12 protein-coding genes are annotated in these 13,535 nt (G+C 65.1%); 4 read left to right on the top strand and 8 right to left on the bottom strand.

Annotated elements, in window-relative coordinates; all coding sequences use genetic code 11:
- Positions 1-3 precede the first annotated feature (3 nt).
- Positions 4-1,662: a GMC family oxidoreductase gene (locus tag ELY13_RS06825; protein ID WP_126173134.1), complete on the bottom strand. Its 1,659-nt coding sequence runs from the start codon at positions 1,660-1,662 to the stop codon at positions 4-6.
- A 95-nt stretch (positions 1,663-1,757) separates the two neighbouring features.
- On the opposite strand from ELY13_RS06825, the gene ELY13_RS06820 reads away from it, so the two are divergent.
- Complete coding sequence (locus tag ELY13_RS06820) at positions 1,758-2,219, top strand: DUF3237 domain-containing protein (protein ID WP_126173133.1); 462 nt, start codon at positions 1,758-1,760, stop codon at positions 2,217-2,219.
- 65 nt (positions 2,220-2,284) lie between these two features.
- On the top strand, positions 2,285-3,244 hold the full coding sequence (locus ELY13_RS06815) for an alpha/beta fold hydrolase (protein WP_126173132.1): 960 nt from the start codon (positions 2,285-2,287) through the stop codon (positions 3,242-3,244).
- Between the two features lie 60 nt (positions 3,245-3,304).
- Here ELY13_RS06815 and ELY13_RS06810 read toward each other — a convergent pair whose 3' ends face one another.
- From ELY13_RS06810 to ELY13_RS06780, 7 genes are all read right to left on the bottom strand, one after another.
- Positions 3,305-3,463: a DUF1328 family protein gene (locus ELY13_RS06810; RefSeq protein ID WP_126173131.1), complete on the bottom strand. Its 159-nt coding sequence runs from the start codon at positions 3,461-3,463 to the stop codon at positions 3,305-3,307.
- A gap of 95 nt (positions 3,464-3,558) precedes the next feature.
- Entirely contained in the window at positions 3,559-5,106 is a 1,548-nt protein-coding gene (mdlC, locus tag ELY13_RS06805) for a benzoylformate decarboxylase (protein WP_126173130.1), read from the bottom strand.
- A complete protein-coding gene (locus tag ELY13_RS06800) occupies positions 5,106-6,740 on the bottom strand; it encodes an MFS transporter (RefSeq protein WP_241233577.1) in 1,635 nt (544 codons plus the stop codon). The genes mdlC and ELY13_RS06800 overlap by 1 nt, the downstream gene beginning before the upstream one ends.
- A gap of 89 nt (positions 6,741-6,829) precedes the next feature.
- Positions 6,830-7,687, bottom strand: coding sequence for an SDR family oxidoreductase (locus ELY13_RS06795; protein WP_126173129.1), 858 nt, complete (start codon positions 7,685-7,687; stop codon positions 6,830-6,832).
- 12 nt (positions 7,688-7,699) lie between these two features.
- A complete protein-coding gene (locus ELY13_RS06790; protein WP_126173128.1) occupies positions 7,700-8,758 on the bottom strand; it encodes an amidohydrolase family protein in 1,059 nt (352 codons plus the stop codon).
- Positions 8,759-8,760: 2 nt separating this feature from the next.
- Positions 8,761-10,191 (bottom strand): NAD-dependent succinate-semialdehyde dehydrogenase, encoded by a 1,431-nt coding sequence (locus ELY13_RS06785; RefSeq protein WP_126173127.1) that lies wholly within the window; start codon positions 10,189-10,191, stop codon positions 8,761-8,763.
- A 148-nt stretch (positions 10,192-10,339) separates the two neighbouring features.
- A complete protein-coding gene (locus ELY13_RS06780; RefSeq protein WP_241233576.1) occupies positions 10,340-11,752 on the bottom strand; it encodes an MFS transporter in 1,413 nt (470 codons plus the stop codon).
- Between the two features lie 214 nt (positions 11,753-11,966).
- On the opposite strand from ELY13_RS06780, the gene ELY13_RS06775 reads away from it, so the two are divergent.
- Both ELY13_RS06775 and ELY13_RS06770 read left to right on the top strand, forming a co-directional pair.
- Positions 11,967-12,491 carry a nuclear transport factor 2 family protein gene (locus ELY13_RS06775; protein ID WP_164549725.1) on the top strand — a complete coding sequence of 175 codons (525 nt, stop codon included), beginning with the start codon at positions 11,967-11,969 and terminating at the stop codon, positions 12,489-12,491.
- Positions 12,492-12,573: 82 nt separating this feature from the next.
- Complete coding sequence (locus ELY13_RS06770) at positions 12,574-13,491, top strand: SDR family NAD(P)-dependent oxidoreductase (RefSeq protein ID WP_126173125.1); 918 nt, start codon at positions 12,574-12,576, stop codon at positions 13,489-13,491.
- Positions 13,492-13,535: the final 44 nt, after the last annotated feature.

Below are 13,535 nucleotides of genomic sequence, written 5' to 3'. Positions count from 1 at the left end.
GGCTTACGCCGCGAGGGCTTCCTTCGCGTCCTGCAGGATCATCGCGCTGCCTTTTTCCGCGATCATGATCGTGGGGGCGTTGGTGTTGCCGGAAACGATCTTGGGCATGACCGAAGCGTCGATCACCCGCAGGCCCTCCACCCCTCGCACCCGCATCTGCGGATCGAGCGGGAAGCGTTCATCGCCCATCGCGACCGTGCCGACCGCGTGGTACAGCGTGCCGCCCGCAAGCTTCGCGTATTCGATCATCTGGTCGTCCGTCTCACCGAAGGGATCGCCCGGTGCCTTGAGGTACGGGCTGATCGCCGGCTGCTGCCAGATCTTGCGGATCAGCTTCAGCTGGGAAACCACCGATTCCCGGTCGATCGGATCGGACAAGTAGTTCGGCACGATCCGCGGCATCACCGTGCCGTCCGGCGATTTCGCGTGGATCGATCCGCGGGATTCGGGGCGCAACTGGCAGGGATTGGACGCAAGGCCCGGCTCCTTGTCCAGCCTGAGGCCCTGATACTGGTTCAGGTACTCCAGATCCATGCTCGCAGCCATCACGTGGATCTGCACGTCCGGGTATTCCAGCTCATCCCGGGTTTTCGCAAATGCGCAGCCATGGGCGACCGCATAGGACAGCAGGCCCTTGCGCGTGGTGCCGTACTTGGCAATCTGCCCGAGCAGCTTGGTGCCGCGGGACAGCTGGTTGATCGAATGCTCCTCCTCCTTGAGGTAGGTCTGGCAGCCGATCATGTAGTGATCCTGCAGGTTTTCGCCGATCATCGGGGATTCGTGCACCACCGAAACGCCGAGTTCCTGCAGCAGGCCGCCCTGGCCGACGCCGGAGATTTCCAGCAGCTTCGGGCTTTCCACCGCGCCTGCGGCCACGATCACTTCGCGCCCGACCATTACGCGGCGAGTCTGGCCGTGCTGCTTGAATTCGACCCCGACTGCCTTCTTGCCCTGAAACAGGATGCGTGTGGTCATTGCCCGGGTTTCGACCGTCAGGTTCGGCCGCTTCATCGCCGGGTGGAGATAGGCGACCGCCGCCGAGTGGCGCCTGCCGTTCTTCGCGGTAATCTGGAAGAAGCTGACGCCTTCCTGGTTTCCGTCGTTCAGGTCTTCCTTGTAAGGAATGCCCGCTTCGACACAGGCCTGAACCAGTGCCGCGCTGACCGGGTGACGTTCCGGGAAATCAGAGACGTTGAGCGGACCGCCCACCCCGTGCTGCGCGTTCTCGCCGCGTTCCTGGTTCTGGCTCTTGCGGAAGTAGGGCAGGACATCGTCCCAGCTCCAGCCGCGTGCGCCCATCTGCGCCCAGCCGTCGTAATCGGCCGCTTGCCCGCGGACATAAAGCAGTCCGTTGATCGAAGACGATCCGCCCAGCACCTTGCCCTTGGGCCACTTGTGCGTGCGGTTGCCGGAGCCTTCGTCGACCTCCGTTTCATAGAGCCAGTTGACCTTGGGATCGTTCAGCGTCTTGCCGAAGCCGATCGGCGTCTGGATCATCAGGTTGGAAACGAACTGGCTCGGCTCCTTGGTCGGGCGGTCATCGCCGCCGGCTTCGAGCAGCACCACCTTGTGCTCACCGCTTTCGGTCAGCCTGGCGGCGAGCACGCAGCCCGCGCTGCCTGCCCCGATGATGACAAAGTCCGCGTACAGATCCGCAGCCATTCCTCTCTCCTATCGTAATTTTCTTCGATTCGTCTGGCAATTCGGCGCAAGCTATAGCCTATTGGCCTTACTGACAGATTGACGTGGAACAAGCGATGATCAAGCCCGAACTGGAATTTGTCTACGAAGCCAGCGGCGACCTGGAGCCGCCCCGCGAAATCGGGAAAACCTATGACGGAGCGCGCCGGATCATCCCGATCATCCAGGGCGGGTCAGTCAAGGGGCCGAAGATCTCCGGGCGCCTGATGGGCAATTCGGCCGACTGGCAACTGACCCGCGGCGACGGCGTCACAGTGGCCGATGCGATCTATGCGATCGAGACGGACGACGGCGCGCTGATCCAGATCCGCAACAAGGGCCTGCGCCATGGCCCCGCGGAGGTTATGGACCGCCTGCGCCGGGGGGAGGAAGTCGATCCGGCGGAGTACTACTTCCGCACCGTGCCCGAATTCATTGCCCCGGAAGGGCCGTATGATTGGCTGAACCGGTCGATCTTCGTCTGCTCCGGCGCGCGCTATGCCTCCGGCATCAAGCTGTGGGTGTGGCGAGTGACCTGACGGCGCTTTGCGCAGGGTCTTGCAATAGGCTGCAACCTTTTGCCGCGCACGTGAGTTCGACCGGCATGGCATCTGAGAACCAAGGCTCCGCGAAAGGCGGATGGATCGCAGCGGGCGCGGCGGCGGCCGCCCTTGCTGGCAGCGCCCTGTTCAACCGGGCGAGCGCCCGCCGGGCCGAAGCGGACACGCCGCCAGCCGGCACGTTCGTGGAGGTTGACGGAGTTCGGCTGCACTACACCGAACAGGGCACCGGCCCTGCGGTCGTGCTGTTGCACGGCAACGGCGTGCTGCTGCAGGACTTCGCGATCAGCGGCGTGACGGGCCTCGCAGCGGCTCACAATCGCGTCATCGCATTCGACCGCCCGGGCTTCGGCTACAGCGACCGGCCGGACGAAACCAAGTGGACGCCGGAAGCGCAGGCGCGGCTGATCGCCCGGGCGCTCGAGCGGATCGGCGTAGAGCGCGCGGTGATCGTCGGCCACAGCTGGGGCACGATGGTCGCGCTGGCGATGGCGCTCAACCACCCGGACCGGACCACCGGGCTGGTGCTGATCTCCGGCTACTACTTCGGAACCGCGCGGCCCGACGTGCTGGCCGGCTCCGCCCCCGCGATCCCGCTGATCGGGCCCTTGCTGGCGCACACGCTGGCCCCGCTTGCCGGTCGGGCGCTCGGACCTGCGGGCTTCAAGGCACCCTTCGCTCCCGCGCCGGTCCCAGACCGGTTCGGCGCTTTCCCGCTGGCGATGAGCCTGCGCCCCGGCCAAGTGCAGGCCAGCGCGTCCGACACCGCCCTGATGATCCCCTCCGCCATCCGCCTCAGCCGCCGATACGACGAACTACGGCTACCAATCGTTGTCATGGCCGGGGACGGCGATCTCATCACCCATGCGGATGAACACGCCCAGCCGTTTGCAAGCCAGGTCCCCTGCGCCCGGCTGGATCTCATCCACGGACAGGGTCACATGCTGCACTACGCGGTGCCGGAACAAGTGGCCGCCGCCATCGACGCGGTGCAGGTGCTTTAAGGCATATCGGAATGCTGGCGCCGGGCGGCTGCGCCACAGCCGCCCGGCTCGTGCCGGTCTCTAAAGGACCAGCACGCCAAGCAACACCAGGATGAACAGGATCATTACGATCCCGATCAGGATCTTGGCGCCGCTCAAAGCAGCGCCAGACAAGCGGCCGAACCCGAGCAGGCCGGCAAGCGCCGCAACGGCCAAGAGAATCAGAATCCATTCGAGCATCAGCAATCTCCCTCATGTTCGCCGGAAATCCGGCATTGTCCTCCTTTCAGACGACAGAGGAAGCGCGAGGTTCCATCGCGGGACGGAGGATTGAGCTAGGCAATCCGGAGATCGACCAGCGTTGGCCCGGATTCGCCGAAGCTCCAGGACAGCGCTGCGTCGATTGCGCCGGGCGAATCCACCCGCCGCGCTGGGATGCCCTGCGCTTCGGCCAGCTTCACGAAATCGAGGCCGCCCAGGTCAGTGCCCGGAACCGCGTTCATTCCGAATTCCCCGGCGAACCCTTGCAGCGCGGCATAGGCCGCGTTGTTGAGAATCAGGAAGCTGACGTTCGCGCCCAGCCTGTTGGCCGAATAGAGGCCCTGGATCGTGTACATCGCCGCTCCGTCGCCCAGGATGGCGAGCACTTTGTCTCCGGCCGCTTGCGCCACGCCGACCGCGGCGGGAAGCGAATAGCCAAGCCCGCCGCTGGCGCAGGTGAAGAAGCCCCCTTCGCGCGTGATCGGCAGGTTGTCGTGCACCGGAGTTCGGGCGGTCGGCGCTTCCTCCACCACTACCGCATCTTGCGGCCTCAAGGCGTGAATGCGGGAGAGGACGAAGCTGTCGGTCATCGCGGCTTGCGGATCGGCCAGGCGGTGCCTCTTGCCCGCGAACGAGCGCGGCTTTACGCGTTCGGCCAGCGCGGCAAGGCCGGCGGCGACATCGCCCAGCACGCCGCCGCCGCCGGGCATGGCGGCAAGGTGCTGCGGGTCCTCGCTCAGGGCCAGCAGCTGCGCATGTTCGGGCCAGTGAGGGCCGGAGCCTTCGACGTGCCAGGTGAACACCGGGGCGCCGGCGACGAGGATCGCGTCGTGCGGATTCAGCAAGTCCCGCAACTGGTCCCGCCAGGCCGGCAGAAACCCGGCGAATTGCGGGTGGTCTTCGGGAAATACCTCTCGCGCCGCATAAGGCGCGCACCAGACGCTGGCGCCGCTCTGTTCGGCCAGGGCAATCGCCGCGTCCCACCCGCCGCAATTGGCGACCCCGGTGCCGAGCACCAGCGCAGGCGCGCTCGCGCCGTCCAGCAGTTCCGCCAGGCGGTCGATCCCCCGCGGGTCCGGCAGGGTACGCAAGCTGAGGTCCGGCAAGCCTGGCATCGTGCACTCCCGATCCCAGTCGTCCACCGGGATGGAAATGAACACCGGTCCCATTGGCGGGGTCAGCGCGGTCTGGAACGCCCGGATCAGCGCGGCGGGGACATCTTCGGCCCGTGCCGGCTCGATGGAGAACTTGACATAGGGGCGCGGGAACTCGGTCGCCCGTTCCGCGAACAGGAACGGATCGTACGGCAGGATGCTGCGCGCCTGCTGCCCCGCCGTGACCACCAGCGGGGCGTTGTTGCGGAACGCGGTGAACAGGTTGCCGAGCGAATGGCCGGTCCCGGCCGCGCTGTGCAGGTTCACCAGCGCCGGTTTCCCGCTTGCCCGGGCAAAGCCATCGGCCATCCCGACCACCACCGCTTCGTTGAGGCCGAGGACGTAGTCGAACCTTTCCGGCATCGCCTTCAGCATCGGCAGCTCGGTCGATCCGGGATTGCCGAACAGGCGATCGACCCCGAAGTGCTGGAAGATGCGGAACGCCGCTTCGCGCACGGTCAGGCGCATCAGACGGATTCTCCTGCCGCGCGGGCCCGGTCCTTCATGCCTTCCTCATCCCTTTTGATGCGCATCAGTACGATCAGCAGCAGGACGATGATTACCGGTGCGACCCAGTTGATCGAAATGATCGCGTCGCCGAAGTCCCCGCCGTTCTGGTCTGCAACGATGCCGACGAAGTACGGCCCCATGCCAAGCCCCAGCAGGGTGGAAATGATGATGTAGGTGGAGGACGTGATCCCCCGCATCCGCGGCAGGACCAGATCGTACATCAGGGAATAGATCGGCGGCAGCCACAGGGTCAGGATGATGCTGTAGACTGAAAAGCGCAGATAGAAGCTGGTCGCGTCGTCCGCGCTGTACGTCCAGATGCCGAACAGGGGCGATATCCCCAGCGAAGCGAGCGTCAGCAGCACGCGGCCCTTGCCGCCCAGCCGGACCGTCAGCCAGTCCGACAGCGGTCCGGCGATTACAGGCCCGAGAATTCCGAGACCGGCGGACAAGAGGCCGAACTGCAACCCGGTTTCGGCTTGCGACAAGCCGTAGTTGTCGACCAGGAACGTGGGCGTGAAGCCCATGACGCCATAGTTGATCGCGGTTTGCAGGCCGCCGACCACCATCAGCAGGATCAGCGAGGGCGAAAGGATCACGTTGTAGGTCGCCCGATCGGTCAGCTTCAGCGACTGGAACAGGTTCAGGATCACGAACGCGCCAAATCCGGCAACGAACCACTGCAGCACGTGGGCATCGATCGAGAGGCCCAGCGCCTGGATCGGCGGACGGGGAGAGAACGCCTGCGTGACCTCGACCAGAGTCAGGCAGACAGCCAGGATCACCGCCAGGCCGATCAGGTTGATCGTCCACTGCTTTGCCCCGGCATCCCGGCGCCACAGCATCCACCAGTTCGCGCCCGGAGTGACCGCCGCCAGCACTTCCGCGCTGGCCTTGAACGGGTGCGGGTCTTCCGGCGAGACGATGCCGTCCATCGCGCCGCGCTTCGGCTCCTTCATGCGGTAGATCAGCCAGGCGAGCGGCAAGCCGGGAAGCGAGGCGACCAGGAAGGCAAACTGCCACCCGGCAAAGCCGAGCGGCGCGTCGCCCGCGGGATAGCGGTTGTCCCACCACTGCGCGACGATGCCGCCCAGCACCATCGACAAGCCAAGCCCGAGCGCGACCGCGATGCCCAGCGCCGCCATCGCGGTGCCGCGCTTTTCCCGCGGGAACTCATCGAAGATGATACTGTTCGCCGACGGCTGCGCCGCCGCTTCGCCGATCCCCACGCCCAGGCGTGACACCGCCAGCAAGGCAAAGCTGCTGGCGAACGCGGCCATCCCGGCCGAAATCGACCAGAGGCACACGCAGATGCCCAGCAGCTTCGTCCGCACCCAGCCATCCACCAGCCGCCCCAGCGGCAGGGAGAACAGGGCATAGAACAAGGCGAAGACGGTGCCGTAGAGCAGCCCCAGTTCGGATGCGCCGATGCCGAGATCGGCGATGATGCTGGGGCCGAGGATGGAGAGTATCTGCCGGTCCAGCAGGCTCATGGCCTGCGCAGCGGACACCAGGGTCAGTGCGTACCAGCCCGCGCGGGTAACCTTTGCGGCGGGCCGTGGCGGCTCTCCCATCGCTGCACTCGTGGCCATGATCCTCTCCCTTTTAGTTCACCCGTCTGGCCGCGCCGATGTTTCGGCTGCGCACCAGAACGGGAGCTTTCTCGTTACGGCTGGCCCGATTACTGGCTGAGCGCCTGGGCGATGGTTTCGCTGATCGGGGTCGTCGGACGGCCGGACAAGCGGCTGAGATCGCGGCCGTTCTCCTCCAGCTCCCCTTCGCCCGAAAGCGCGCTGGTGCTGGCCAGCATGGCCGCGATCGGCGCCGGCAGCCCGACCCCTTCCAGCACCTTGGCGTATTCGTCTTCGCTCAGGTTGCGGAATTCGACCGGCTTGCCCGCGCGGCTTGAAACTTCATCGGCAAATTCGCCCATGGTGAAGCCGGTGTCGCCTGCCAGTTCGTACGTGTCGCCGCCCTTGCCGTTCACCAGCGCGGCCGCCGCGCCCGCTGCGAGATCCCGGCGGGTAGCGGTCGAGATCCGCCCTTCGCCCGACGCACCGAGGATCACCCCTTGTTCGATCGAGGTCTGGAGCGACCCGGTGTAGTTTTCCGAATACCAGCCGTTGCGCAGCAGATCGTAGCTGAGCCCGCTGCCTTCCAGCAGCTTTTCGGTCGCGACATGTTCGGGCGCGAGCGCGAGGCGCGAACGGTCAGCGTGAAGAATGGAGGTGTAGGCGAGATAAGACACGCCCGCCTTCTTCGCCGCCTGGATCACGTTGCCGTGCTGGCGTTCGCGTTCACCCACCGCGTTGCCGGAAATCAGCAGCAGCCGGTCCACGCCTTCCAGCGCGGCACCGAGACTGGCGGGATCGTCATAATCGCCCTGGCGAACGTCGATCCCCTTGCCGGAATAATCGGACAGCTTGGCCGGATCCCGCACGATCGCGACGATATCCTTCGCGTCCACGCGTTCCAGCAATTCATCCAGCACGTGTTGTCCGAGCTTCCCGGATGCCCCGGTCACGGCATAAGTCGTCATCGCAAGTCTCTCCTAAAGCTTGAACCAGCGTTCCGCGTTGGTCTGGAAGAACTTCTTCTTCTGGTCGTGCGGAATGTCGAGATCGTCCATCATGCGGACTTCGTCCGGCACGTATTGATAGGGGTAGTCCATCGCGTACATCACGCGGTCTTCGCCCATCACGTCGATCATCAGCTTGACCGCCGGGCCGAACGGCAGGCCGCTGTTGGTCGCCAGCACGTTGGTGCGCATGTAGTGGAACAAGTCGTGCTGGAGCGGCTTCAGCCGCGGGTAGCGGTTGGAGCGAATGCCCGCCTTGTGCATGTAATCCAGCCGGTGCAGCATGTACGGCAGCCCTTCGCACCCGTGGCCCAGCATCAACTGGAGGGACGGATAGCGATCGAACACGCCGGTCGTCAGCAGGCGCATCGCGTGGTAGCTGGTTTCAACCGCGAAGCCGAAGATTGCCCCGTCCAGCCCTGCCCCGGCCATGTCGCCGATCATGCTGTCGGGCAGGCCCTGCGGATGGATGTAAAGCGGCAGGTCGAGATCGGCGCAGGCACGCAGGATCGGATCGAACTGCTCCTCATCCAGGTAGTGACCATGCGTGTGGCTGTTCACCTGCACGCCCTTGAAGCCAAGTTCCTCCTTGCCGCGCCGCAGTTCCTCGGCCGACCATGCCGGATCGAGCGGGGCAATCGCGGTCATGCCGTAGAAACGGTCCGGGTGCTTCTCGCACGCGTCCTTCAACTGGTCGTTGGCATTTCGGGCAATGCGCCTGGCTTCGTCCGCATCGTGCATCGACTGAGTGCCCGGGCTGGTCAGCGCCAGCACCGCCTTGTCGATCCCCGCTTCGTCCATCGCCTGCAGGCGCAGTTCTCCGAGATCGAGCAACCGTTCGCGGATGAAGTTGGTGCGTTCGGTCTGGGCGGTGCCGTAAAAGCCCCACAGCGACACGGTGCCCTTGTCGGCGCGGCCTTCCTTCACCAGCCGCAGGATCGCGTCGAGCTGTTCCTGGGTGGCGAAGGCTTCCTCGGTCGCGATCCGCAGGTATCCGCGGTCGCCGCCGGTCTTGAGTTCGTGATTTGCCATGGTTATCCCTCGTGAACCGCTTTCAGGTGCATACAGGCCAGCACGCCTTCCGGTCCGTCCTCGCTGCCGTGGCCCGACCACTTGACCCCGCCGAAGGGGGCGTCCGCCCCGCCGATCATGTGGCTGTTGATGCCGATCATCCCGGATTCGATCTCCCGCCCCAGGCGGCGCTGGCGCTGGGCGTCGCCGGTCCAGGCGTAAGCGGCCAAGCCGTAAGGCAGGCGATTGGCCTCGGCGATCATCGCCTCCTCGCCCCGGAACGGGTTGATCAGCGCAACCGGGCCGAACGGCTCTTCGTTCATGATCGTCGCGTCAAGCGGGATTTCGGACAGCACGCTGGGCGCGTAGTAGAACCCGCGGTTGCCGATCCGCTCCCCGCCAATGTGCAGCTTTGCGCCCTTGCTCTTCGCGTCGCCGATCAGGTGGTCCATCGCTTCGGGCCGTCGGGGATTGGCCATCGGGCCCATCTGGGTGCCTTCTTCAAGCCCATCGCCGACCTTCACCGCCTTTGCCCGTTCGACGAAGCCGTCGCGGAACTTCTCGAACACGCTTTCCTCGACGATGAAGCGCGTGGGCGAAACGCAGACTTGCCCGCAGTTGCGGTACTTGCCGCCGACCGCGGTATCGAGCGCCTTGTCGAGATCGGAGTCCCCGAACACCAGCACCGGCCCGTGACCGCCCAATTCCATCGTCGTGCGCAGCATGTTGTCGGCCGCCAGCTTCACCAAGTGCTTGCCGACCACGGTGGAGCCAGTGAACGACAGCTTCCGGATGATGGGTGAGCCGAGCAAGTGACGGCTGACTTCGTCCGGTACGCCGAATACGGCCTGCGCCACTTCCTTCGGCAGCCCCGCGTCCAGCAGGCACTGCAGCACGCCAAGCGCGGAACCCGGCGTTTCCTCTGCCGCCTTCATGATGACCGAGCAACCGGCCGCGATCGGGGCGCCGAGCTTGCGCCCCGGATTGCCGATCGGGAAGTTCCACGGCGCGAACGCCGCCACCGGACCGACCGGCTCATACCGCACGACCGAGCGCTGCCCTTCCGGGCGGACCAGTTCGCGTCCGTAGATGCGCTGGCATTCCCCGGCGTAGAACTGGAACAAGCCGACGTTCATCATCACTTCGATGCGGCTTTCGGCCAGCGGCTTGCCTTGCTCCATCGTCGCGATGCGGGCGAGTTCTTCCCGCCGTTCCAGCATCAGCCGGGCCGCGCCCTGCAGCACCGCCGCGCGTTCCGCCGCGCTGGCCTTGCGCCAGATCGCAAAGCCCTCCTTCGCAACCTCCAGCGCCCGGTCGAGATCGGCCGCTCCCGCCAGCGGCAGCGCGCCGATCGTCTCTCCGGTGGCGGGGTTCACCACATCGAACGTGCGCCGGCCTCCGCCAGAGACTTTCTCGCCGTTGATGATCATGTGGAGCGAGGGGTATTCAGCCATCAAGTCCTCTCCGTCCGCTGTGTGCGCGATGTGTTCTGTGGCCCACACGACTGGGGTGGTCGATGGACATTGTCAATGTGAAGCCCTTGGGTCAACGTAAAGCCCTTGGGCCAACGCAAAGCGCTCCAGTCGGCTTCACCCTAAGGTTTCAGCGCCCCACTGCCTCCAGCCGCTCGACTTCCGCGCGGTAGGGCCGGATCGCGCGCCACATGAAGAAGGTGGCGATCGGCATGAACACTGCGGCGACGATCAGCAGCGCCTGCCACAGCTTTTGGGGATCGCCCACGATCACGTCGCTCACGATCCCGATCACGAAGCTGCCGAGCGCGCCGAAGAAAGTGAACATGAAAAGATAGAGCGCCGTCACCTGGCCGCGCATCTCGTTGGGGGCAATGCGCTGGATCGCCGCGTTCTGCGCGGGCGCTCCGGCCAGGCCGAACAAGCTGGTCAGCGCCATGCAGGCCAGCGCCAGTTCGCCGGTCGGCATCAGGGGCGCGGCAATGGCGAAAACCGTGGTGCAGGTGAAGATCATCGCGGTCGCGCGAATGTTCGCGTCCTTGTACCGCTTGTTCATCCAAGAAACGAACAGCCCGCCGACCATGATGCCGGTGAGGTTCGCGACCAGCAGCAACGGGCCGAGAAGGTTGCCGATCTCCTGCTCGCTCCAGCCATAGGTGCGGGAGATGAACGGCACCCGCCAGGCGGGCAGGCCCTGGCTCTCGATCGCGGAAAGCGCGAGGGCGGCGAACAGCGGATAGAACGTGGCGCCGCGCATGTTGATCGCCCGAATGGCGTCGAACCCGGTGAAGGCGAGCAGCTTGCGCCCCAGCGTGGCATCTTCCGGCACCAGCGGCTTTGCATCGGGGGCGTTTCGGCGGGCCGGCTCCTTCACGAACAGGAACAGGACCGCCGCCAGCAGGCCCGGCAGGCCGATCATGATCAGCACCCATTGCCAGTTGAAGATCGTCAGGCCGAGGAACTCGGTCGTTTCCGGCCAGCTTTCGGTCCAGGCGATCAGCTGACCGCCGCCCCACGTCCCGACCGAGCTGCCGAGGATGTAACCCAGCTGCAGCAGCGCGAACACCAGCGGAATGCGAACCGGCCGGAAGAAATCGGACAGCATGGAATACGAGCCCGGCCCGTTGGCCGATCCGCCCGCGCCGACGAACAGCCGCGTGGCGACCAGCTGGCCGAAGCTCTGCGCCAGCCCGCCCAGCGCGGTAATCAGGCCAAGGACGGCGATGCCGGCGGACAGCACGTACTTGCGGGGATAGATATCGACCAGCCGCGCCAGCGGGATCCCGACGAACACGAAGGCAACCACGCTTGCGGGCCCAAGAACGAAGCCAAGTGCCGAATCCGACAAGCCGAAGCTGAGCTTCATCTTCTGCGCCAGCATCGCGAACACGGTCTGGTCGAAGAAGGTCAGGAAGGTCGCGAAAATAATGCAGAACAGCGCGTAGTACCCGGCCTTTTCCGACGGCCAGGGCATCGTTTCGGCGTGCGGCGGCTCTGCCTCCGTTCCGCCCGCCCTCTCGAACGCATTCGGCGCGATCGCCATTGCTTGCTCCCTTTCGGCTCCTCTTGGGGGAGCCTTGTTTTCGAATTGGCTTGCGGGCTTTTGTATGAGCCGAATAGAGATAGGCGAAGCAAAATCGTGTAACAATCTGTCTCATCGGCTGGGCGACACGCGAAAGAAATCGAAACGATCCGGCCTGCGGCCGCACGCGCCGCTTTCTTCCATCTGCGCCCTTCCTGTACCGGAGCCTGCCGTCATGCCTTCCCCTGCCCTGCCCACCTACTCCGCCGATTATGCGCAGGACCGCGCCGAGATAGAGGACCTGATGGCGCGCTATCTGTTCGCCATGGATTACAACGATTTCGATTCCTACGCCGCCACCTTCACCGAAGACGCAGAACTGGAATTTGCCAGCGGCGCCACCAAAGGGCGCGACAACATCCGGGCGACGGCAAAAAGCTTCAAGGAACGCATCGCGACCGTCTACACGGACGAGGAGGGAAACCCCGCGATCCTGCGCCACGTGCTGGCCCATAGTGCGATTCAGGTGGAAGGCGACCACGCATGGAGCCGGTCCTTCTGGTACGAAATGGCCAACAACGGCCCGGGCAACAGCCTGAAGATGGGCACCTTCGGGATCTATGAAGACGAACTGCGCAAGGAGAACGGCCGCTGGCTGTTCACCAAGCGGCGCATCCTCAATGAATTTCTCACGGGCCGCCAGTCGGGCCCGGAAAATCCGGTGCTCGGGATGGAGCGGGCTGCCGCCGCGGCGAAGTAGCCGAAAAACTCTCCCTCCCGCTTGCGGGAGAGGATGAGGGTGGCCAGACTGCGCGCAACGAAAAAACCGGAAGAGGACAACCATGATCGATCTTGCGGGCCGCACGGCCTTTGTCACCGGCGGCGCCAACGGCGTCGGCATCGGGATTGTCCGCAACCTGCTGAACGAGGGGTGCAAGGTCGCGATCGCCGATATCCGTCAGGATGCGATCGACCGCGCGCTCGCCAGCCTCGACAACCGGGAAGTGATGGGCGTCCAGCTCGACGTTGCCAGCCGGGAGGGCTTTCGTGAGGCAGCGGACAAGGTGGAAGCCGAGTTCGGCCCTGTCAGCCTGCTGTTCAACAATGCCGGGGTGAACCTTTTCCAGACGATCGAGGATTCCTCCTACGACGACTGGGACTGGCTGCTTGGCGTCAACCTGCACGGGGTGATCAACGGGGTGATGACGTTCGCCCCGCGGATGAAGAAGCGCGCGCTTTCCGGCGAAATCACCGGCGGACACATCACCAACACCGCCAGCATGGCTTCCTTCATCGCGCAAGGCGCGCCGGGCATCTACAACACCGCCAAGTTCGCGGTACGCGGGCTGAGCTATTCGCTGCGCCACTCGATGGTGGAGTACGGGATCGGCGTGTCCGTGGTCCATCCGGGACTGGTGAAAAGCTATATCTACGCCAGCGACGACATCCGCCCCGATACCCTGAAAGGGGAGATGAAGCCGGTGGACACGGCCATGGTCGAGCGGCTGGCCGGGGTCCACGAATTCGGCATGGAGCCGGACATCATCGGCGCGCGGATCCTCGATGGCATCCGCGAAAACCGGGCGAACATCTTCACCCACCCCGATCACAAGGACGAAGTGGAGGAACTGTTCTCGGAGACCCTCGCCGACTACCGCGACTATCCGCAGGACCCCGGCTTCGAGCAGCGAGTCGGCTTCGAGAAGATGCGCCGCGACGGCTTTGCCGCGACGCGCAAGAAGACGCGGGAGATGAAGTGATGCTGCGCCGGACGCAGGTCCGGTTCAGCTTGGGGCGGTTAGGC

The sequence above is a fragment of the Altericroceibacterium xinjiangense genome, assembly GCF_003958635.1.
Classification (GTDB): domain Bacteria; phylum Pseudomonadota; class Alphaproteobacteria; order Sphingomonadales; family Sphingomonadaceae; genus Altericroceibacterium_A; species Altericroceibacterium_A xinjiangense.
Note: the sequence above shows the minus strand (reverse complement) of the source record. Positions and strands in the feature narration are given on the sequence as shown.

Coding starts and splice junctions, on each gene's coding strand:
- ELY13_RS06825 (WP_126173134.1), bottom strand. CDS start 1,662: ATGGCTGCGGATCTGTACGCGGACTTTGTCATCATCGGGGCAGGCAGC.
- ELY13_RS06820 (WP_126173133.1), top strand. CDS start 1,758: ATGATCAAGCCCGAACTGGAATTTGTCTACGAAGCCAGCGGCGACCTG.
- ELY13_RS06815 (WP_126173132.1), top strand. CDS start 2,285: ATGGCATCTGAGAACCAAGGCTCCGCGAAAGGCGGATGGATCGCAGCG.
- ELY13_RS06810 (WP_126173131.1), bottom strand. CDS start 3,463: ATGCTCGAATGGATTCTGATTCTCTTGGCCGTTGCGGCGCTTGCCGGC.
- mdlC (WP_126173130.1), bottom strand. CDS start 5,106: ATGCGCCTGACCGTGCGCGAAGCGGCGTTCCGCATCTTCCAGCACTTC.
- ELY13_RS06800 (WP_241233577.1), bottom strand. CDS start 6,740: ATGGCCACGAGTGCAGCGATGGGAGAGCCGCCACGGCCCGCCGCAAAG.
- ELY13_RS06795 (WP_126173129.1), bottom strand. CDS start 7,687: ATGACGACTTATGCCGTGACCGGGGCATCCGGGAAGCTCGGACAACAC.
- ELY13_RS06790 (WP_126173128.1), bottom strand. CDS start 8,758: ATGGCAAATCACGAACTCAAGACCGGCGGCGACCGCGGATACCTGCGG.
- ELY13_RS06785 (WP_126173127.1), bottom strand. CDS start 10,191: ATGGCTGAATACCCCTCGCTCCACATGATCATCAACGGCGAGAAAGTC.
- ELY13_RS06780 (WP_241233576.1), bottom strand. CDS start 11,752: ATGGCGATCGCGCCGAATGCGTTCGAGAGGGCGGGCGGAACGGAGGCA.
- ELY13_RS06775 (WP_164549725.1), top strand. CDS start 11,967: ATGCCTTCCCCTGCCCTGCCCACCTACTCCGCCGATTATGCGCAGGAC.
- ELY13_RS06770 (WP_126173125.1), top strand. CDS start 12,574: ATGATCGATCTTGCGGGCCGCACGGCCTTTGTCACCGGCGGCGCCAAC.